The organism is Streptomyces sp. NPDC018029, assembly GCF_044327655.1.
Lineage (GTDB): Bacteria > Actinomycetota > Actinomycetes > Streptomycetales > Streptomycetaceae > Streptomyces.
Genome location: NZ_JBIRFV010000002.1, coordinates 35,071 through 53,972 on the forward strand (window position 1 = coordinate 35,071; position 18,902 = coordinate 53,972).

At 72.3% G+C, this 18,902-nt stretch carries 14 protein-coding genes; 4 read left to right on the top strand and 10 right to left on the bottom strand.

Annotation, left to right across the window (positions count from 1 at the left end):
• Positions 1-17: 17 nt before the first annotated feature.
• The 3 genes from ACH4D5_RS04780 to ACH4D5_RS04790 form a co-directional block, all read right to left on the bottom strand.
• On the bottom strand, positions 18-2,537 hold the full coding sequence (locus ACH4D5_RS04780) for an FtsX-like permease family protein (protein ID WP_398298623.1): 2,520 nt from the start codon (positions 2,535-2,537) through the stop codon (positions 18-20).
• Positions 2,534-3,280 carry an ABC transporter ATP-binding protein gene (locus tag ACH4D5_RS04785; protein ID WP_398298624.1) on the bottom strand — a complete coding sequence of 249 codons (747 nt, stop codon included), beginning with the start codon at positions 3,278-3,280 and terminating at the stop codon, positions 2,534-2,536. The genes ACH4D5_RS04780 and ACH4D5_RS04785 overlap by 4 nt, the downstream gene beginning before the upstream one ends.
• A 624-nt stretch (positions 3,281-3,904) precedes the next feature.
• The gene (locus tag ACH4D5_RS04790) at positions 3,905-4,870 is read right to left on the bottom strand and encodes a pirin family protein (RefSeq protein ID WP_398298626.1); all 966 of its coding nucleotides are present in this window, start codon (positions 4,868-4,870) and stop codon (positions 3,905-3,907) included.
• 122 nt (positions 4,871-4,992) lie between these two features.
• Between ACH4D5_RS04790 and ACH4D5_RS04795 the strand changes: the two genes are divergently transcribed.
• Positions 4,993-5,340, top strand: coding sequence for a tetratricopeptide repeat protein (locus tag ACH4D5_RS04795; protein WP_398298628.1), 348 nt, complete (start codon positions 4,993-4,995; stop codon positions 5,338-5,340).
• 43 nt (positions 5,341-5,383) lie between these two features.
• On the opposite strand, the gene crcB (ACH4D5_RS04800) is transcribed toward ACH4D5_RS04795, so the two are convergent.
• From crcB (ACH4D5_RS04800) to ACH4D5_RS04815, 4 genes are all read right to left on the bottom strand, one after another.
• Positions 5,384-5,758 carry a fluoride efflux transporter CrcB gene (crcB, locus tag ACH4D5_RS04800; RefSeq protein ID WP_398298630.1) on the bottom strand — a complete coding sequence of 125 codons (375 nt, stop codon included), beginning with the start codon at positions 5,756-5,758 and terminating at the stop codon, positions 5,384-5,386.
• Complete coding sequence (crcB, locus tag ACH4D5_RS04805) at positions 5,755-6,180, bottom strand: fluoride efflux transporter CrcB (protein WP_398298632.1); 426 nt, start codon at positions 6,178-6,180, stop codon at positions 5,755-5,757. Before crcB (ACH4D5_RS04805) ends, crcB (ACH4D5_RS04800) begins: the two co-directional genes overlap by 4 nt.
• Positions 6,181-6,425: 245 nt before the next feature.
• Entirely contained in the window at positions 6,426-7,499 is a 1,074-nt protein-coding gene (locus ACH4D5_RS04810) for a M20 family metallopeptidase (protein WP_398299940.1), read from the bottom strand.
• Positions 7,500-7,629: 130 nt separating this feature from the next.
• Entirely contained in the window at positions 7,630-8,460 is an 831-nt protein-coding gene (locus ACH4D5_RS04815) for a PAS domain-containing protein (protein ID WP_398298634.1), read from the bottom strand.
• Positions 8,461-8,680: 220 nt separating this feature from the next.
• On the opposite strand from ACH4D5_RS04815, the gene ACH4D5_RS04820 reads away from it, so the two are divergent.
• Positions 8,681-11,962, top strand: a complete 3,282-nt coding sequence (locus ACH4D5_RS04820) for a cytochrome P450 (protein WP_398298636.1) — start codon at positions 8,681-8,683, stop codon at positions 11,960-11,962.
• Positions 11,963-11,990: 28 nt separating this feature from the next.
• On the opposite strand, the gene ACH4D5_RS04825 is transcribed toward ACH4D5_RS04820, so the two are convergent.
• Complete coding sequence (locus tag ACH4D5_RS04825; protein ID WP_398298638.1) at positions 11,991-14,081, bottom strand: UvrD-helicase domain-containing protein; 2,091 nt, start codon at positions 14,079-14,081, stop codon at positions 11,991-11,993.
• A gap of 74 nt (positions 14,082-14,155) precedes the next feature.
• Positions 14,156-15,580: a dihydrolipoyl dehydrogenase family protein gene (locus ACH4D5_RS04830; protein ID WP_398298640.1), complete on the bottom strand. Its 1,425-nt coding sequence runs from the start codon at positions 15,578-15,580 to the stop codon at positions 14,156-14,158.
• A 122-nt stretch (positions 15,581-15,702) separates the two neighbouring features.
• On the opposite strand from ACH4D5_RS04830, the gene trxA reads away from it, so the two are divergent.
• Complete coding sequence (gene trxA, locus ACH4D5_RS04835) at positions 15,703-16,128, top strand: thioredoxin (RefSeq protein ID WP_398298642.1); 426 nt, start codon at positions 15,703-15,705, stop codon at positions 16,126-16,128.
• Between the two features lie 42 nt (positions 16,129-16,170).
• Here trxA and ACH4D5_RS04840 read toward each other — a convergent pair whose 3' ends face one another.
• On the bottom strand, positions 16,171-17,253 hold the full coding sequence (locus ACH4D5_RS04840) for a LacI family DNA-binding transcriptional regulator (protein ID WP_398298644.1): 1,083 nt from the start codon (positions 17,251-17,253) through the stop codon (positions 16,171-16,173).
• Between the two features lie 163 nt (positions 17,254-17,416).
• On the opposite strand from ACH4D5_RS04840, the gene ACH4D5_RS04845 reads away from it, so the two are divergent.
• Positions 17,417-18,847: an amidase gene (locus tag ACH4D5_RS04845; RefSeq protein ID WP_398298646.1), complete on the top strand. Its 1,431-nt coding sequence runs from the start codon at positions 17,417-17,419 to the stop codon at positions 18,845-18,847.
• Positions 18,848-18,902 lie beyond the last annotated feature (55 nt).

Consider the following 18,902-nt stretch of genomic DNA (forward strand, 5'->3'; position numbering starts at 1 on the left):
CGCCTGGCGTGTCGGCTTCACTGCTCGCTCCGTCCGCCACCTGCCGACGCGGTGCGCTGGGCCAGGCGGGTGGGCAGGGCGGCGGCGGCCAGACCGAGAAGGCCGGTACCGGCCAGCAGCCCTGTGTACCAGAGGGGGTCGACGATCATCCGCCACTGACCGTCCTGGGCGTTGCTGAACGTGCCCACGACCACTGCGGCGATCCCCGCACCGACGACGAGGCCGACGGTGACCGTCAGCACCGCTTCGCGCGCGGCCATCCCCCTTACCTGTCGGGCCGTGGCGCCCAGAAGTCGCAGAGCGGCGTACTCACTGCGGCGGCCGAGGGCGGCCATGGCGAAGGTGTTGAGGACGGCGACGGCGGTGAAGACGATGGAGATACCGGTCAGCAGGCGCAGCGCTCCCTGCTGGGAGGCGGTTTCGGCGTCCTGACGGCTGTCCGCCGTGCTGCTGTTTGCGGACAGGTTCGGGAAGTGTGCCCGCAGCTCCGTCACGGCTGCCGTGCCAGGGTTCTGGCCGAGGTGGACGGCGGACAGCAAGGGCCTGGCAGTGTGTGCGGAGGCCAGCGGGCCGGGCAGCAGCATGTCGCCGAATCCAGCAGAACGGGCGTACAAGGCCACCACCGGCCGGGCGACGTGAGTACCGTCCGGCAGCCACAACCCGGCCTTGTCACCCACCTGCCAGTGCTGTGCTCCGGCGAGGTCCGTGCTGACCGCCACACCGTCGGCGAGCCCGTCCAGGGAACCGCCGGTGATCTCCAGATCCAGCACACCGTCTCCGGTGCGGTACAGGCCCTGGGCGGGATAGTGCTGCGGCTTGCCGCCCTTGCGGACCATGACTTCGGTCGGCACGGTCGCATCAACGTCCCGTACTCCCGGCGTCTTGGCCACCTTCTGGTAGGTGCCCAGCGGGAGACCGGGGCCGCCCGCAGCGGTCAGGGTCTGGCGGGCGGGTGCGAGCCGGGCATGGGTGGCCTGGTCGGTGAGGTCGCTGAGCAGGGTGGAGTTCAGCAGCATGGTGGCGTTGAGAGCGAACAACAGGGCCAGCGGCATCGCCGCCCCCGCCGCCCGCACGGGAAAGCGCCTGGTGTTGGCGGCAGCCAGACGGCCGGTCGCTCCCGGAAGGAGACCTCCCAGGGCGGCAGCCACCGTCCGCACCAGCCACGGTCCCAGGGCGGCAGCGGCACAGATCAACAGTGAGCACCCGATGAAGCCCATCCCCACGCCGATTCCGCCACGCATCGGTGTGAACAGCAGCACCGCCGCCGCGCCCGCGACCAGCACCATCCCGGTCACCACGCGCCAGATGCCGCCGCCCGCCGGAGCCGCGGCCGACTCCCGCATCGCCTCCGCCGGAGCAATCCGGGCCACCCGTCTACCGGCGAAGTACGCCGCCAGCCGCGCCACCCCCACCCCGGTCCCGGCCGCTATCAGCAGCGGCAACACACCACCGTCTACCTGGAGAGAGGCGGGGACGGCGCCGGTGGCCACGAACCGGTCGGCCATCCAGCTCGCCAGCCACCGTCCGAGCGGAGCCCCCACCACGGCGGCAGCCACGCCCACCACCCACGCTTCCAGGCCCAGCAGCCTGCGCACCTGGCGTGGTGTGGCGCCCAGGGTACGGAGCAAGGCCAGCTCCCGAAGGCGCTGACGGGCGGCGAAGGCGATGGTCCCGGCAATGACGAACAAGGCGGCGAACACGGTGATACCGGCCATCGAACCGAACACCCCGACCGCGCCCGTATAACTGACCAGCACGGTCGGCGCGTCGGCCCGCACCCGCTCCCCGCCGGTGAGCACACGCGCGTCCGGTCCGGCGGCCGCCCGCACCCTGTCCAGCACTTCATCGGTGTCGGCCGCCGGAGCGAAGCGCAGGGCGAGCGCGGTCGCATCGCCCGGCTGGGCCAGGCGCCCCGCATCCGCAGGGGAGAAAAACACCGCGCCCTGTGAGGAGAGCTGCGGGCTGCCGGGGGCAGCGACGACGCCGGCGAGGCGGAAAGAGGACACCTGTTGTGACAGGGCCATGCGCACCCGGTCCCCGGGATGCACACCGGTACGGCGGGCCAGACCCGCGTCGAGCACCACCTCACCACCACCGGGCGCATGACCCTCGACCAGCCGGAAAGGAGTCAGAGCCGCGGACGACCAGGGATGCCCCATCACCGGCGCCGTGCCCGAACCGCCCCCCACCGGCCTCCCGCCGGCCGTGAGCGGCTGAGCGTGGAACGACGCGTCCTTCGTCACCCGCGCCACTCCGGGCACAGCGGCCAGGCGGCCGGCCAGGCCATCGGGGAGCGCCGGCGCACCTGACAACGGGCGGCTCTTGGTCTTGTCCCCGTCCCGCACGGACACCTGACGCTGGGCGCTCACCACGGCATCAGCGGCGGTGTACCGGTCGGATCCGGCCGGGGAGGACAGTGCGGAGAACAACAGCGTGCCGCAGGCGGCGACCAACGCCACCGCCAGGGCCGTGCCGGCGAAGGTCCCGGCGAAAGACCACCAGCGATGGCGCACGGTGGCGAGAGCGAGACGAATCATCGGGCACTCAGCTCCGTCATCACCGCGGCGATCCGCACGGCCGAAACGTCTTGGAGGGAGGAATGGACCTGGCCGTCGGTGAGAAAGAGGACCTGGTCCGCCCAAGCGGCGGCAGCCGGGTCATGCGTAACCATCACCACCGTCTGACCCAGCTCATCCACCGCCTGCCGCAGCAGCGCCAACACCTCATGCCCGGCAGCCAGATCCAGCGCGCCGGTCGGCTCGTCGGCGAACAGCACCTGCGGGCGTCCGGCCAGTGCCCGCGCGACCGCAACCCGCTGCTGCTGACCCCCCGAGAGCTGATCAGGCCGAGCATGCTTACGCCCGGCCAGCCCCACACGTGCCAGTACTTCGTCCGCCCAACGCCGGTCCGGCCGCACTCCGGCCAGGCGCTGCGGCAGCAGCACGTTCTGCCACACCGACAACGCCGGGACCAAGTTGAACGACTGGAACACGAAACCCGTCCGGCGACGGCGCACCCGCGTCAACGCCGGCTCACGCAGCGCACTGATGTCTTCTCCAGCCAACTGCACACGCCCCTCGCTGGGCCGCTCAAGCCCCGCCGCGCAGTTCAACAGCGTCGACTTACCGGACCCGGAAGGACCCATCACCGCCGAAAACGTCCCCGCAGCCAGCCATGCACTCACTCCCCGCAGGGCAGGCGTCCCGCCACCACCGGGATACGTCTTCGACACATCTTCCAGCTCGACCGCAGCCGCCACTGGATCACTCACGAGGTCCATGCCCCCAGCCTCGCCGGAACGAGACCGCTCGCCTACATGGCCCACTCGTAACCTCAAGGTAGGGATAGCCCTACCTTGCGAGCGGAGCGCCAACCGACAGCCGAATGGACAAACCCCTCACTGCACCGCTGACCGGTCGCGCATGACAACGGCTACCCAACCTCACCTCCTGGAGTGCGGGGCTACCGGTGTTCTGTGCTGCGACCAAGGAACACGATTACGGCCGACCAGACCCGGGGTCGCCGTGCAGGTGCAGGCGGTCGGCGAGGACGTCACGGGCGGCTGTGAGCAGGGAGATGTTGTGGCTGAAGGCGTGGGCGCGCAATAGGAGCAGGGTGTGGCTGGGGGGGGAAGGTCGAGCTGGGAGGTGAGCATGCCGGCGGCCTGGTGGACCTCGGCACGGTGGAGGTCCATCGTCTCGACACCCTGGCCGGGCCCGGCGGGATCCGTTTGGGCGCCGATGAGCAAGACCTGGTCACACGTACCGACACACGCAAGCCGTGACCCGGGGTCGGGCCGATCACATCTGAGATCGGCCCAGCCCTTCCGGTACGCCCGCCGCGAGCGATCACGGCCTCTCCCGAGAGACCTCCCGCTCGCCTGCCACAGACGCAAAACCCCAGGTCAGCGCACCCGTCCCCGCGGCTTCAGCGGCACAGTCGGCAGTTCGGGGGCGGGGAGTGGGCCCCCGTCGTATCCCTTCACCACGCCGAAGCGATCGCCGGTCATCCAGTCGTCTCGCGCCTGCGCGATGTCCGCATGCGTGCGGCCGATGAAGTTCCACCACATCACCAGTTCCTCCTCGAACGGCTCGCCGCCCAGGAGCATCAGGGACGCGTCCGACGCCGCGCGCAGGGGGAGTTCGGTACGGCCGCAGCCCAGGTAGAGCATCGAGCCGGGGAGTACGGGTACGCCGTCGACGTGTGTTTCGCCGGTCATGGAGAGGACGGCGTACTCGAAGTCCGGGTCCAAGGGGAGGCGGGCGTCCGTGCCGTCGGACAGGGCGAGGTCCGCGCCGACGATGGGTGTGTACGTCGTGCCGGGGGAGGTCGTTCCGTCCAGCGTGCCCAGGAGCAGTGTCGCCGTCAGCCCCGGTGCCGTGATCTGTGGCAGCTCCGCGTGGTGTTCGAAGCGTGGGGCTGTGTGCCGGTCGGTGTCGGGCAGGGCCACCCACAGTTGTGCGCCGTGCAGGAAGCGGGCGTGGGACTTGGGGCTCTCCTCGGAGTGGGCGATGGCCCGGCCGGAGGTCATGAGGCCCAGTTCGCGGGGGCGGATGGTCTGCAGGCTGCCAGTGGAGTCGCGGTGCAGCACTTCCCCGTCGTGCAGCCAGCTGACGGTCTGGAGGCCCATGTGCGGGTGCGGCGGGACCTGCATGCCGGGCTCGTCGACGATGTCGTCGGGGCCGTAGTGATCGACGAAGCACCAGGCTCCGACCATGCGGCGGCCGAGATTCGGCAGCAGGCGACGGACCTCCGTGGACTCGCCGAGCTTGACCCGGCGGGGACTGAGGAGTTCCCGTACCGGTTCCGCGACGACGAACCCTCGCCCGCCGCACAAGGAAGGAACCGCCTCGCGATCAAGATTGCTCATGCCGCACAACCTAGCCCCGCGGGGCGCCCGACGGCAGCCGCCCGACCGCCACATAGATGGAGGGAGGCCTGGTGGAATATTCAACTAATCCGGGTCGTTGCAGCCCCCGAAGGAGGCAGACAGTGGACATGACCTATTACGACCACGGGACCGCGGCGGAGCGCTGGGAGCGCGCGCGGCAGTTCTTCGACGCCAAGGAGTACGCGACGGCGGCGCGCATCCTCGACGCCCTGGCCGACGAGGTGCCCGAGCAGGTCGCCCCGCGTCTGCTGCTCGCCCGCGCCTACTACCACTCGGCCCAACTCGGGCGCGCCGAGGCCGAGTTGCGCAAGGTGCTCGACCTCGATCCGGTCGAGAGCTACGCCCGGCTCATGCTGGGCCGCACGCTGGAGCGGCAGAACCGTCCGGACGACGCGGCGCCCCATCTGCGCATGGCCGCCGCGCTGAACGGGGACTTCGCTCAGGGGTGAGTAGGCCTGAGCAGGCCTGCTCAGGCCCCCGGGATGCCGCCCCTCACAGCCACAGGGCCTCGGCAGCGGCCACCCCCGCGCAGGCCGCGCCGAGACCCGCACCTACGCTCACCAGCACGTTCGCCACCGCGAGGAGCCGCGCGCCGCTCTCGGCGAGCCGCAGTGTCTCGTACGAGAACGTCGAGTACGTCGTCAGCGCCCCGCACAGCCCCGTGCCGAGGAAGAGCTGGACGTGCGACGACGCGGCGCCCGCCGCGACCGCGCCGGTGAGCACTCCGAGGATCAGGCAGCCCATGATGTTGACGGTGAGGGTGCCCCAGGGGAAGGCGGTGCCGTGCCGGGCCTGCACGGCACGGTCGGTCAGATAACGGAGCGGGGCGCCGATCATTCCGCCTGCGAGGACGAGCAGCCACGTCATGCCTGCCTCCCCTGCACCGCACGGCGCGTCACCACGCGGCGCGTCGCCCACGTCGCGCCCCAGACGGCCGCGAGCGCCACGAGTGGCGTCAGGGCCAGGTAGAGCAGGGCCGTGCGGACGTGGTCGCCGCTCAAGAGGTGCTCGATGTCCACCGCGTACGTCGAGAACGTGGTGAAGCCGCCGAGGACGCCCGTGCCGAAGAAGGGCCGCACCAAGGGGTGGACGGGCCGCGCCCGCGTGACCAGCACCATGAGGACGCCGATCGCCGCGCACCCCACGGCGTTCACCGCGAGGGTCGTCCAGGGAAATCCGCCGGGGGCCACCGGCCACCACAGCGACGCCGCGTACCGGGCCACCGCGCCGATGCCGCCGCCGACGGCGACCGCCGCGACGACCTGCCACTCGCGCCGCGTCCGCGTCACCACTCCTCCTACTCGCCGTCGCCCTTCCTCGGGCGCACTCGTGCGCAAGTAGGGACCGTTGGCGGCATCCTTCGCCGCGGTTCGGGTACGGCGAGCCCCACCGCCGCGCGGCGCCCGGGGAAGCCCCGAGAGCCCCGAGAACCTCGAGAACTTTCGGCAGCACCCGGGAAAGATCACCGCTCAGTCCACATTAACCGGGGTGCCCGGGCCCCGCGTCATCCGCCCCGCTCACCGGCGGGGAAGGGTCACCGCCCAGTCCCGGTGTCGCGGATCGCGCGTACCAGGCCGGTGACGAGATGTGCCCGCTCGGCCATCGCGTCGACCAGCACGTACTCGTGGTCGGCGTGCGCACCGCCCCCGACCGCGCCGAGGCCGTCGAGCGTCGGCACGCCGATCGCGGCCGTGAAGTTGCCGTCGCTGCCGCCGCCGACCGCCTCGCTCCCGACGCCGGGGAGCAGTCGCTCCGCCATCGCATAGAGCCCGGCCGCCGCCGACTCGGGCATCGGGGGACGGCCGACGGATCCCCGGACCGTGAGCTCCGCCCCTGCCAGGTGTGGAGTCAGCTCCGCGAAAGCGGTCTCGATGCGTTCCTTCTCCTCGGCCGACTCGACCCGGACGTCGACGACGACGGTCGCCTCCGCGGGAACGACGTTGTCCAAGGTTCCCGCGGTCGCGACGGTCGGGGTGACCGTCGTGCCGATGTCGGGGCGGCCGAGCGCCGCGATGTCCAATACCTGGTGGGCCGCTTCGACCAGGGCGTTGACGCCGGCTTCGGGTTCGAGGCCCGCATGGGACGCGCGGCCCGCGACCACGACTTCGAACGTGCCGCAGCCCTTGCGTCCCGTCTTCAGCGCGCCGCCGTCAGCGGCACCCTCGAACACCAGGACGGCACCGCAGGCGCGGGCCCGTTCCTCGATGAGGGCGCGGGAGGAGCGGGAACCGACCTCTTCGTCGGCGGTCACCAGGATCTCGACGCCCGAGCGGTCGTCGAGCGCCGCCAGGCCGTGCACGGCCTGCACCAGTCCGCCCAGCATGTCGAAGACGCCGGGGCCGGTCGCGCGACCGTCCTCGACCTTGAACGGGCGGCGTTCGAGGGTGCCGAGCGGGAACACCGTGTCGTGGTGGCCGAGGATCAGCACACGGGGGTCGCCGCCGCCCGACCAGTGGACGTGCGGCCCGGCTTCGCTCGCGACGAGGGCGGCCCGCCCGCCGAGCCGGCTCTCGATCACCGCGGCGACGGTTTTCGCCGACTCCGTCAGGGCGTCGAGGTCGCGCGACGGCGACTCGACTTCGACGAGAGTCCTGAGGTCCTCGATCATCGCGTCGACACTCACGTCGCTCACGGTATGTACGTCACTTACGGTATGTACGTCACCTACGTCGGCCGTCTCGCGCATCGTCACGCCGGAAGGATACGTGGGCCTGTCAGGAGCCCGGGGGCCTACGGGCTTAGGGCCCGCTCCCTGCCGCGCCGCCGCCGCGGCGTCCGGCCGGCCCCGCCACCCGCGGCGGCCACGCCTCGGGGTCCAGGAGCCCGAGTACGTACGCCCTCGCCACCAGCGCCGTCCGGTTCTGGGCCCGCAACCGGCGGCAGAGCCGCGTCAGGTGGTAGTTGACGCCGTCGACACCGATTCCCACCGCGCGTGCCACGACCGATGTCGTGGCGCCGCCCGCGACCAGCCGCAGGATGCGGGCCTCCTGCGCGCTCAGGGCCGGGTGGGCGAGCTCCTCCCCCGCGCTGTCGGCGCGGGCTGACGTGTCGTTTCCCGGCGTCTCAGCTCGCTCCTCCGCGACGCGCAGCGTCACCAGCAGGGGCGGTGTGTCCGCGAGCGGGTCGGTGACGGGTTCGACGGTGACCTGCCCGTGGCGGGCCGTCCCCCGTGCCGTCCAGCTCACTTCGACCGGGTAGCGGGACCTGCGGCCGGAGCGCATGGCCTCGTCGAGTTTGCGGAGCTGTTGTCTGTTGGTGGGGGTGAGCAGGTCGAGCAGGAGCTGGTTCGCCACCCGGCCCGGCTGGAGGCCGAGGGCCGACGCGAAGGCGGGGTTGGCGACGGAGACGAGGCCGCCCGTGCCGGCTATGGCGGTCGGCACGGGGGAACGGTCGAGCAGGGTGAGGAAACGGCCGCGCCATATCGCCGCGTCCGCCTCTTCGGCCTCCTTCACCTCGTTCACACCCGCAGTTCCCTCGACGCCCCTGGCCCCCTTCGCACCCCTGACGTCCTTCGCTCCCCCGGCCTCCTTCGCACCTCCGACCTCCTTCACACCTCCGACCTCCTTCACACCTCCGACCTCCTTCACACCCCAGTCCTTCACACTCCAGGCCGCCCGAACGCCGCCTCACACCTTGTCGCTCATCGCGCAACCGGCAACGCGCAAAAGAGCCCTACAAGATTATGTAGTTCTCGCGCGGGGCCGCCGCCCCGGGGAGGCCACCGTGGATGCGGCGCCCCGCGTACCGGGCGCTCAACTCCCCCGCGTCCATGGGAAGAGGCACTGCCCGATGAGCGAAGAACCCCCCGTCGAGGTCTGCGGTCTCCGGGACTACCCGGACCTCGTACTGCCCACCGTCGATGTGACGGCGGCCGGGCCGACCAGCACGCCGGTCCAGCAGTCCGTGGAGCTCGCGCGGCGGCACGGCCCTCTCTACGTCCGCCGCTACCACGGCCGTGAGACCGTCTGGGTCAGCTCGCTGGAGCTGGTCGAGGAACTGTCCGACGAGACGCGGTTCTCCAAAGGCGTCGGTCCTGCCCTGCAGAACGTGCGCGGCATCGCCGGTGACGGCCTGTTCACGGCGTACGACGAGGAACCCAACTGGGCCAAGGCGCACGACATCCTGCTCCCGGCGTTCGCCATGAACTCGATGCGGACGTACCACCCGCACATGCTGCGCGTGGCCCGGCGCCTCATCGCCTCCTGGGACGGCCGGTTCACGCCGGGCGCGGCCGAGTCCGCGCCGGTGGAGGTCTCCGAGGACATGACCAGGATGACGCTGGACACCATCGGCCTGTCCGGCTTCGGCTACGACTTCGAGTCGTTCGGCCGCACCGATCCGCACCCCTTCGTCCAGGCGCTCGTACGGGGTCTGGCGCACAGTCAGGCGAAGCTGGCGCGGGACCCCGCCGGTGATTACGCCGCCGACGACGCGGCGTTCGAGGCCGACGCCGCCTTCCTCGCCCGGGTCGTCGACGAGGTGATCGAGGCGCGCAAGGCGTCGGGCGACACCTCCGCCGACGACCTGCTCGGCCTGATGCTCAACTCCCCGCACCCCGACAGCGGAGAGACGCTGGACGAGGCGAACATCCGCAACCAGGTCATCACGTTCCTCATCGCCGGGCACGAGACGACCTCGGGCACGCTCGCCTTCGCCCTTCACCACCTGGTGAAGAACCCCGCGGTCCTGCACCTTGCGCAGGCCGAGGTGGACGCGCTGTGGGGCGACGATCCCGACCCCGAGCCGACGTACGAGGACGTGGGCAAGTTGCGTTACGTACGCCAGGTGCTGAACGAGGCGCTTCGGCTGTGGCCCACCGCGCCCGCGTTCCAGCGCCGGGCCCGCGCCGACACCGTCATCGGCGGGCGGCATCCGATCAAGGCGGGGCAGTACGTGGTGGTGCTCACCCCGATGCTGCACCGGGACCCCGTCTGGGGCGACAACGTCGAGGAGTTCGACCCCGAGCGCTTCGCCCCGGAGGTGGAGGCGGCCCGGTCCCCGCACGCGTACAAGCCGTTCGGCACGGGTGAACGCGCTTGTATCGGGCGGCAGTTCGCGCTGCACGAGGCGACCATGCTGCTCGGGATGCTGGTGCACCGTTACCGGTTCATCGACCACGCCGACTACCGCCTGAAGGTCAAGGAGACTCTGACCCTCAAGCCCGACGGCTTCACCATGACGCTGGCCGCGCGCACCCCCCGGGACCGTGAGCGCAGCCGGTCCGCCCTCGCGGGGTTGAGTGCGCTGGGCGGCACGTCGGGGCCCGGTTCCGCGGGCGGGCAGCAGGACGGGGGCGACCGGCCGGAGAGCGACCTGCCCACGCGGGCCGTGCCGGGCACCACCCTGACGCTGCTGCACGGCTCCAACTTCGGAACCTGCCGGGGATACGCCGAGCAACTCGGGGAGCTCGGCACCGACTTGGGCTTCGACGTGCGCGTCGCCCCCCTCGACGAAGCCGCCGACGCGCTGCCCGTCGGCTCCCCCGTGGTGATCGTCGCCGCCTCCTACAACGGCAGGCCCACTGACGACGCGGGCGAGTTCGTGTCCTGGCTGGCCGGGGCCGCGCCGGACGCCGCCGACGGGGTGCGGTACGTGGTCCTCGGTGTCGGCGACCGCAACTGGGCGGCCACCTACCAGCAGGTGCCGACCCTCATCGACGACGGCCTCGCCGCCTCGGGCGCGACCCGCCTCCTGGAGCGCGCCGAGGCCGACGCCTCCGGAGATCTCGCCGGGTCGGTACACCGCTTCACCTCAGCGCTGCGCCGCGCCCTGCTGCGGCAGTACGGGGACCCGGAGAGCGTGGGAGCCGCCGCCGAGAGCACGCCGCCCGCCAGGGCTTATGACGTCGTGGAGGTCTCCGGTGGGCCGCTGGCCGCGCTGGACGCCCGGTACGGCACGATGCCGATGACCGTGACGGAGACCGCCGACCTCGCCGACCTCACCCATCCGCTCGCCCGCCCGAAGCGTTTCCTGCGCGTGGCGCTTCCCGACGGGGTGACGTACCGCACCGCCGACCACCTGTCCGTACTGCCGGTCAACGACCCCCGCTCGGTGGAGCGCGCGGCGGCGCTGTTCGGCGTCGGCCTGGACGTGGTCCTCAACATCCGTGCGCACCGGCCCGGACGGTCCACCCTGCCGCTCGACCGGCCGGTCACCGTACGTGAACTCCTCAGCCGGTACGTCGAGTTGCGGGACGCCCCGACCGCGGCGCAGGTCACCCTGCTCGCCGAGCACAACCCGTGCCCGCCCGAGCGGACCGCCCTGGAGCACCTGGGCGCCGACCCGACGGCGTTGGCGGCACGACAGGGCGGCATCCTCGACCTGTTCGAGGACCACCCGGCGCTGCGCGGTCAGGTCCCCTGGCCCGTCCTGCTCGAACTGCTGCCGGCGGTGCGCCCCCGCCACTACTCGATCTCGTCCTCGCCCGCCGCCTCGCCGGGCCACGCCGACCTGATGGTCTCGCTCCTGTCGGCACCGGACCGCTCCGGGCGCGGGACGTTCCGCGGCACCGGTTCGTCGTACCTCCACAGCCTGCAGCCCGGCGACACGCTCCACGCGCGCGTGCAGCCCTGCCGCGACGCCTTCCGGATCCCCGCCGACGCGACGAGCCCGGTCATCATGATCGGCGCGGGCACGGGGCTCGCCCCGTTCCGCGGAGCGATCGCCGACCGCCTGGAAATCCTGCGGGGCGGCGCCCGCCTCGCCCCCGCCCTCTGCTACTTCGGCTGCGACCACCCCGACGTGGACTACCTCCACCGAGCCGAACTCGAAGCCGCGGAGCGCGCGGGAGCGGTGTCCATGCGCCCGACGTACTCCAAGTCCCCCGAGGGCGATCTCCTCTTCGTCCAACACCGGATCGCGGCGGAGGCCGAGGAGGTCTGGCGCCTCATGGAGACCGGAGCCCGGGTCTACGTCTGCGGCGACGGCGCCCGCATGGCACCAGGCGTCCGCGAGGCCTTCCACCACCTCCACATGAAGCACACGGGCGGCGACGCCTCGGATGCGGAAGCGTGGTGGCGGGAGCTGGTCGCCGAGGGGCGGTATGTGGAGGACGTGTATGTGAGCGCCTGAGGGGCGGGGGCACCCGCTCGGCCCGGTGCTAGCGCGTGACGCTCCCTAGCCACAGAACGTCACGCGCTCGCGTCATCGCCACGAAAAGCTGGCTGCGCAGGAGCTCTTCGTGCTCCCGTGCCGTTTCGGGCGGGTCCGTGGCCCCCGGGCCGGCTGGGGGTTCGTGCCGCAGGGCGGCATCGTGCTGGGGCAGGTACACACGCTTGAACTCCAGGCCCTTGGCCCTGCGGTACGTGCCCAGCTTGACCGCCTCCACCGGGTGGCCGTCGTAGTGCTCCAGCTGACAGACCGGGATGTCGGCTCGGGCGAGCAGGCGCTGATAGTGAACGATGGCCCGCTTCGAGGGGCACAACACCGCGGCGTCGCCCCGCTCGGCGGCGGACAAGGCGCGCAGGGCATCCAGCAGAGCCTCGTCGTGGTCGGCCACGGTGGGTTTCGCGACCCGGACGACCTGCCCGTCGTGGTAGGTGAGATCGACGTCCCTGCGGCCCGGTGTGCGCAGACCGTCGATGTCTTCGAAGGCGTCGTCGGCGACGACCGCGAGGGCGGCATCGAGGATCTGCCTGCTGTTGCGATAGTTGGTGCGCAGCACCTGTCCGCGGTCGCCGCGGATGTCGATGTCCGCGTCGGTGAGGCGGAAACCGCCCGGATAGACGGCCTGTTGGCCGTCGCCCACCAGCAGCAGTCCGTTGGGGACGTCTCCGACCAGTGCGTGCAGCAGCCGCACTCCGACGAGGGTGAGGTCCTGCACCTCGTCCACGATCACGGCCGCGTACCGGCGCGAGTTCTTGTGCCGTGTCGCTTCCGCCAGGGCGAGGGAGAGGATGTCGTTGAAGTCGTGCACGCCCCGCTCGACACGCAGGGATTCGTACGCCTCGTGCAGCTCCCACACCGCCTGCCGGTGCGGTCGACGGAGGATGGTCCTGCGACGGCGCCGGGGCACGACGGCGTACTCCTCGAACGTGGTGATGCCGCGCCCCTTGATGACGTGGTGGATCTCGTCGCGCCAGTAGGTCGGCGCGGCGTCGATCTGCGCCAGTCGGCTGTCGCGTCCGACGTGCTTCCAGGCGAGACTGAAGGCGGTCTCGGCCTTGTCCGGGTGCAGGCGCACCGGTACGCCGTGCTCCTGCAGGAACTCCTGCGCCCAGGAGTGCAGGCTGCTGAAGTCCACCCGGTCCGCGACCGCCGGGGACATGGTCCTGAGAAAGGTGCCCTGCACCCGGGGCAGGTTGTTGGCGAACGTGACGTACAGGATCCGGCCGCCGGTACGGCGGGCCAGGTGGGCCGCGCGGTGCAGGCCGACGACCGTCTTGCCCGTGCCGGCCGGACCGCTGATGCGGGCCGGGCCCGACCAGTTGCGGCGGACCAGTGCGACCTGGTCGGGGTGGAGGAAGGTCATCCACTGCTCGATCGGCGCGCGTAACGCCTCCTCCAGAGCGGCGTCCCGGAGCCCTTCGAGGTCGAACAGGCCGTCGGGTTCGGCCTGTTGGGGCGGGGGCGGGGGCGTGGCGGCAGGCGGTCGGCCGACCGCCGAGCCCTCGTAATCGGGGAAGACGCGTTCCAGATGGTCGGCGACCGCGCGGACCGACTCCGCACGCAGTCGGTGGCGCTCCGCCAGGAGCGCGGGCCCGACCTCGTGTTCGCCGAGGAGCCGTATCCTGCCCAATCCGGCGTCGAGCCGCCTGCCCGCGAAGACCATGAGCGGCTGGACCGCCACGGGAGACATGCCGAGAGAGGCCACCGCGCCCTCGGCCGCCTTCGTGACGGCCAGGAGCTTGGCGGCGTGTTCGTCGCACGGCCGGCCTCCGGCGCTCAGCTTGCCGCCCGACGTCTCGGGAGCGGCACGCCAGTTCTTGACGTCGATGACGAAGACCCCGCCGGGCCCCACGAGCAGCATGTCCACATTGGCGGACCGCGTGCCGGGCCACCGCCGGTCCACCAGCAGCCGCCACCCGCGCTCCGTCAGCACCAGCAGCTGGGCGGCGACCCGGCGTTCCCCCTCGCTCGCCGCCTCCCACCGGTGCGCCTGGCGGCGGGCGGCCTGCCACTGTTCACGCAGCAGCCGCTCCTGACGCCGCGCCTCCTGCGCCCGTCGCGACGCCGACCAGCCTGCCGCCATACCCAGCCCCCTCCTACGCTGAGTGACGATCATAGGACCGCCCGCGACCGGAGCGGCAGGGGGGCGGCGGGGCCTCAGCCCCGATACGTCTCCAGCAGCCGCAGCCACACCTCGCTGATCGTCGGGTATGCGGGGACCGCGTGCCACAGGCGGTCCAGGGGGATCTCGCCCGCCACCGCCATCGTCGCCGAGTGGATGAGTTCGCCGACTCCGGGGCCGACGAACGTGACGCCGAGGAGGATCTCGCGGTCCAGGTCGACGATCATGCGGGCGCGGCCGCGGTAGCCGTCGGCGTAGAGGCCGGCGCCCGCGACGCCGGACATGTCGTAGTCGACGGCGCGGACGCGGTGGCCGGCGGCTTCCGCCTCCGCGAGGGTGAGGCCCGCGGAGGCCGCCTCGGGGTCGGTGAAGACGACCTGCGGGACGGCGGCGTGGTCGGCGGTGGCGGAGTGGGCGCCCCAGCGGTCGGTTTCCAGGAGCGGGACGCCCTGGGCGCGGGCGGTGATGGCGGCGCCCGCGATGCGGGCCTGGTACTTGCCCTGGTGGGTCAGGAGCGCGCGGTGGTTCACGTCACCGACCGCGTACAGCCAGTCGCTGCCCTCCACGCGCAGGCTCTCGTCGACCGGCAGCCAGGAGCCGGGCTCGAGGCCGACGGTCTCCAGGCCGATGTCGTCCGTGCGCGGGTCGCGGCCCGTGGCGAAGAGGATCTCGTCGGCCTGGAGTGTGGAGCCGTCGTCCAGGGTCGCCGTGACGGTGCCGTTCTCGCGCTTGACGGCGGTGACCGAGACGCCTCGGCGGACCTCGGCGCCCGCCTCCGTGAGGGCCTCCTGCACCAGCTCGCCCGCGAACGGCTCCATACGGGGCAGCAGGCCGTCGCCCCGCACCAGGACCGTCACGTGTGACCCGAGCGCCTGCCATGCGGTGGCCATCTCGACGGCGACGACGCCGCCGCCGACCACCAGGAGGCGGCCGGGCACGTGGTCGGCCGCGGTGGCCTCGCGGCTGGTCCAGGGCTTGACGTCGGCGAGGCCCGGCAGGTCGGGCAGGGCCGCACGGGTGCCGGTGCAGACGGCCACGGCATGGCGGGCCTGGAGCGTGTGCTCCGTGCCGTCCGTGCCGGTGACCGTGACCTTGCGGGGGCCCGCGAGGCGGCCGTGGCCGCGGTAGAGGTCGACGCCGATGCCGTCCAGCCAGCCGACCTGGCCGTCGTCCTTCCAGTGCGAGGTGTAGTCGTCGCGGTGGGCGAGCACGGCCGGGGCGTCGAGGGGGCCCTGCACGGACTGGCGCAGGCCGGGGACGCGGCGGGCGTCGGCGCGGGCGATCACGGGGCGCAGCAGGGCCTTGCTGGGCATGCACGCCCAGTAGGAGCATTCGCCCCCGACCAGTTCGCTCTCCACGATCGCGGCGCTGAGCCCCGCGGCGCGGGCCCGGTCCGCCACGTTCTCCCCCACGGGACCTGCTCCGATGACTACTACGTCGTACGTGATGGCATCCGTCATGAGGACAGTCTGTCGGCAGGTGTGCGCCGTGGCCACACGGGTACGCGCGCGGAACACGCCCATGCACGCACGGCACCGTCCGCGCGTGCGGCGGGCGGAATACGTTCGCACCATCGGCCGTTGTGCACAGCGGCTACGCCCGACAGCAGGAAGTAGGGAACACCATGAGCAGCGCGACAGTGGAGCTCACCAAGGAGAACTTCGACCAGACGGTCACGGACAACGGATTCGTTCTGATCGATTTCTGGGCTGACTGGTGCGGGCCGTGCAAGCAGTTCGCCCCCGTCTACGAGCGGGCCGCCGAAGCCAATCCCGACCTGGTCTTCGCCAAGGTCGACACGGAGGCCCAGCCCGAGCTGGCCCAGGCCTTCGACATCCAGTCCATCCCGACGCTGATGATCGTCCGCGACCAGGTGGCGGTGTTCGCCCAGCCGGGCGCCCTGCCCGAGGCCGCTCTGACGGACGTCATCGGCCAGGCGAGGAACCTGGACATGGACGAGGTGCGCCGGCAGGTCGCCGAGGAGCAGGCCAAGCAGCAGGGGCAGTGAGCGCGGGCGTAGAGCAAGAAGGGCCGTAGCCGTCAGCTGGACTCAGCTGGACTCGCGGTGCACGACGTCGGCCCCGAGCACGTCGTGCACCTCGGGTTCGGCGCCGGGGTCGCGCACCACTCGGTCGACGAGTTCGGCGAGGCCGCGGCCCGACGGCAGCTCGATGCGGACGGTGCTGAGCCGGGGCCTCAGGAGCCTGCCGAGCATCAGGTCGTCCGAGCCGAGCACGGCGGTCTCGCCCGGTATGTCGATGCCCTCGTCCTGGAGGGCGCGCATCAGGAGCATGGCGTACTCGTCGTTGTAGGCGAAGACGGCGTCGATCCCCAGGGTGCGGCAGCGCGTCGCGAGCCGGGCGGCGGACTCCTCGTCATACGCGAGGGGCAGCTCGGTGACGGAGGCGCCGGTGGTGCGCGCGCTTGCCACGGCCTGGCGGACCCCTTCGAGGCGGGGCCGCGAGAAGTGTTCCAGGCCGCCTTCCGCGGGGACGACGACGCCGATGCTGCGCCGTCCGCGGGCGAGGAAGTGCAGGGCGGCGGCTTCGCCGACCCTTCGGCCGTCCATGAGCAGGGCGTGCGCGCCCTCGACGCGGTGGGGCCCGAGCGTGAAGACGGCCCTGGCGCCGGACCGCTTGAGGACCGCGACCCCGCGCGGGTTGAGCGCGGAGGCGTCGGGCGCGAGGACCGCCACGGGGCGCAGCTCGGCCCAGGCGCGTGCGGCGTCCTCGCCGGTCAGGCCGAGGCTGGCGTACTGCACGACGGTGTAGTCGAACCGGCTGAGCGCCCATTGCAGTTCGTTGAAGAACCGGCTGAAGAGCGGGCCCATCGGGATCTCCGACGTGGGCATGAGGACCATGCGGCTGTGTCCGGCGCGGAGGCTGCGGGCGGCCGCGTGCGGGACATAGCCGAGTTCCCTGGCCGCCTCGCGGACGCGGCGCCGGGTGGGCTCGCTGATGCGGACGGCGCTGGTGTTGTTGAGGACGTACGAGACGGTCGCGCGGGAGACCCCCGCCAGGCGGGCGACGTCGGCGCTCGTCGGCACGGAGCGCTGCGTAGGCTGTGTGGGCTGCGTGGGCCGCTGCTTCGGTATCTGTTGCTCGGGTATCTGCTGCTTCGGTATCTGCGCCATGACATGGGCATCCTCGCAGACGGGCGTCGGGAGCCCCGAGGCGGGCGGAGCACCCTCGCGCGGGGCACCGTCGGGCGCGGCAACGCCCCCTGACGCATTCCGCGTTGGGCTACTCGCCGGTTAACGTTCGGGCATCCGTTCGTCGAGCGAAGGTGCCCCCCACATGACTGCCGACCGTGCCGACCGGGCTGAGGGTTTGGCGCGCACCGCCCGCGCGCTGGCCGAGGGAGAGGTGTCCGCGCGTGCGCTGACCGAGCGGACGCTGGCCAGGATCGAGGCGTCGCAGCCCGTGCTCAACGCCTTCAAGCGGGTGCGGGCCGAGGCCGCGCTGGCGGAGGCGGACGCCGCCGACCGGGAGTTGGCGGCGGGCGGTGCCTCTTCGGAGCGGCCGCTGCTGGGGGTGCCGCTGGCCGTGAAGGACGACATGGACGTGGCGGGCGAGCCGACCGCGTTCGGATGCAGGGGTGAATTCCCGCCGAGCGCGGCGGACTCGGAGGCCGTACGCAGGCTGCGCGCCGCCGGGGCCGTGATCGTGGGCAAGACCAACACGTGCGAGCTGGGGCAGTGGCCGTTCACGGAGGGCCCCGGTTTCGGGGACACCCGCAATCCGTGGAACACCGCTCACACGCCCGGGGGCTCGTCGGGCGGCTCGGCGGCCGCGGTCGCGGCGGGGCTCGTCCCCGCGGCGCTGGGCTCGGACGGCGCCGGCTCGGTGCGGATCCCCGCCGCCTGGACACACCTGGTCGGCATCAAGCCACAGCGCGGCCGCATATCGACGTGGCCGTGGCCGGAGGCCTTCCACGGCATCACCGTCAACGGGCCACTGGCCAGGACGGTCGCGGACGCCGCGCTGCTGCTCGACGCGGCGAGCGGCAGCCATGCGGGCGATCTGCACAGGCCGCCCGCCGTGCGGGCCGCCGAGGCCGCGACCCGCGATCCGGGGCGGCTGCGGATCGCCCTGTCGCTGCGGATGCCGTTCACGGCGACGCCCAAGCACCTGCACCCCGTGGTGCGGGACCGGGTGGTGGCGCTCGCGGACCGGCTCGCCGCGCTCGGGCACGACGTGGCGGAGGCGGATCCGCGGTACGGGCAGATCGGCCTGGCGTTCGTGCCGCGGGCCACGGCGGGCATCGCGGAGTGGGCGCGGCAGGTGCCGGACGTCTCCCTCCTCGACCGGCGCACCCGGGAAGCGGCCCGCATGGGGCGGCTGTTGCAGGGCGCCCCGCTGCGGCTCGCGCGCCGCTCGGAGGCGGCGCTGCACCGCCGGGTGGGGGCCATCTTCTCGACGTACGACGTGGTGCTCGCGCCGACGACGGCCGCTCCCCCGCCGCGCGTCGGCACGCTGGCCGCCATGAGCGGCTGGCGCACCGACCGGGCGATGATCGCCGCGTGCCCCTACGCGTGGCCGTGGAACGTGCTCGGCTGGCCCGGCGTCAACGTCCCCGCGGGCCGCACCCCGGGCGGCCTCCCCGTCGGCGCCCAGCTCCTCGGACCGGCGGGCAGCGAGCCTCTCCTGATCTCCCTGGCGGCACAGCTGGAGGCGGACCGGCGGTGGTACGAGGAGTGGCCGAGTCCGGTCGCGAACGCGTCGTGAGCCTCGTGCGGTGGGCGGCGTCACGGAAATTCCTGGTGCGGGAACGGCCTGAGGG

What these genes read in the sequence shown, in the direction of transcription:
- ACH4D5_RS04820 (WP_398298636.1), top strand. Translation starts at nt 8,681, where the DNA reads ATGAGCGAAGAACCCCCCGTCGAGGTCTGCGGTCTCCGGGACTACCCG.
- ACH4D5_RS04790 (WP_398298626.1), bottom strand. Translation starts at nt 4,870, where the DNA reads ATGAGCAATCTTGATCGCGAGGCGGTTCCTTCCTTGTGCGGCGGGCGA.
- ACH4D5_RS04780 (WP_398298623.1), bottom strand. Translation starts at nt 2,537, where the DNA reads ATGATTCGTCTCGCTCTCGCCACCGTGCGCCATCGCTGGTGGTCTTTC.
- ACH4D5_RS04830 (WP_398298640.1), bottom strand. Translation starts at nt 15,580, where the DNA reads ATGACGGATGCCATCACGTACGACGTAGTAGTCATCGGAGCAGGTCCC.
- crcB (WP_398298630.1), bottom strand. Translation starts at nt 5,758, where the DNA reads ATGACGTGGCTGCTCGTCCTCGCAGGCGGAATGATCGGCGCCCCGCTC.
- ACH4D5_RS04825 (WP_398298638.1), bottom strand. Translation starts at nt 14,081, where the DNA reads ATGGCGGCAGGCTGGTCGGCGTCGCGACGGGCGCAGGAGGCGCGGCGT.
- ACH4D5_RS04840 (WP_398298644.1), bottom strand. Translation starts at nt 17,253, where the DNA reads ATGGCGCAGATACCGAAGCAGCAGATACCCGAGCAACAGATACCGAAG.
- ACH4D5_RS04810 (WP_398299940.1), bottom strand. Translation starts at nt 7,499, where the DNA reads ATGATCGAGGACCTCAGGACTCTCGTCGAAGTCGAGTCGCCGTCGCGC.
- ACH4D5_RS04785 (WP_398298624.1), bottom strand. Translation starts at nt 3,280, where the DNA reads ATGGACCTCGTGAGTGATCCAGTGGCGGCTGCGGTCGAGCTGGAAGAT.
- ACH4D5_RS04845 (WP_398298646.1), top strand. Translation starts at nt 17,417, where the DNA reads ATGACTGCCGACCGTGCCGACCGGGCTGAGGGTTTGGCGCGCACCGCC.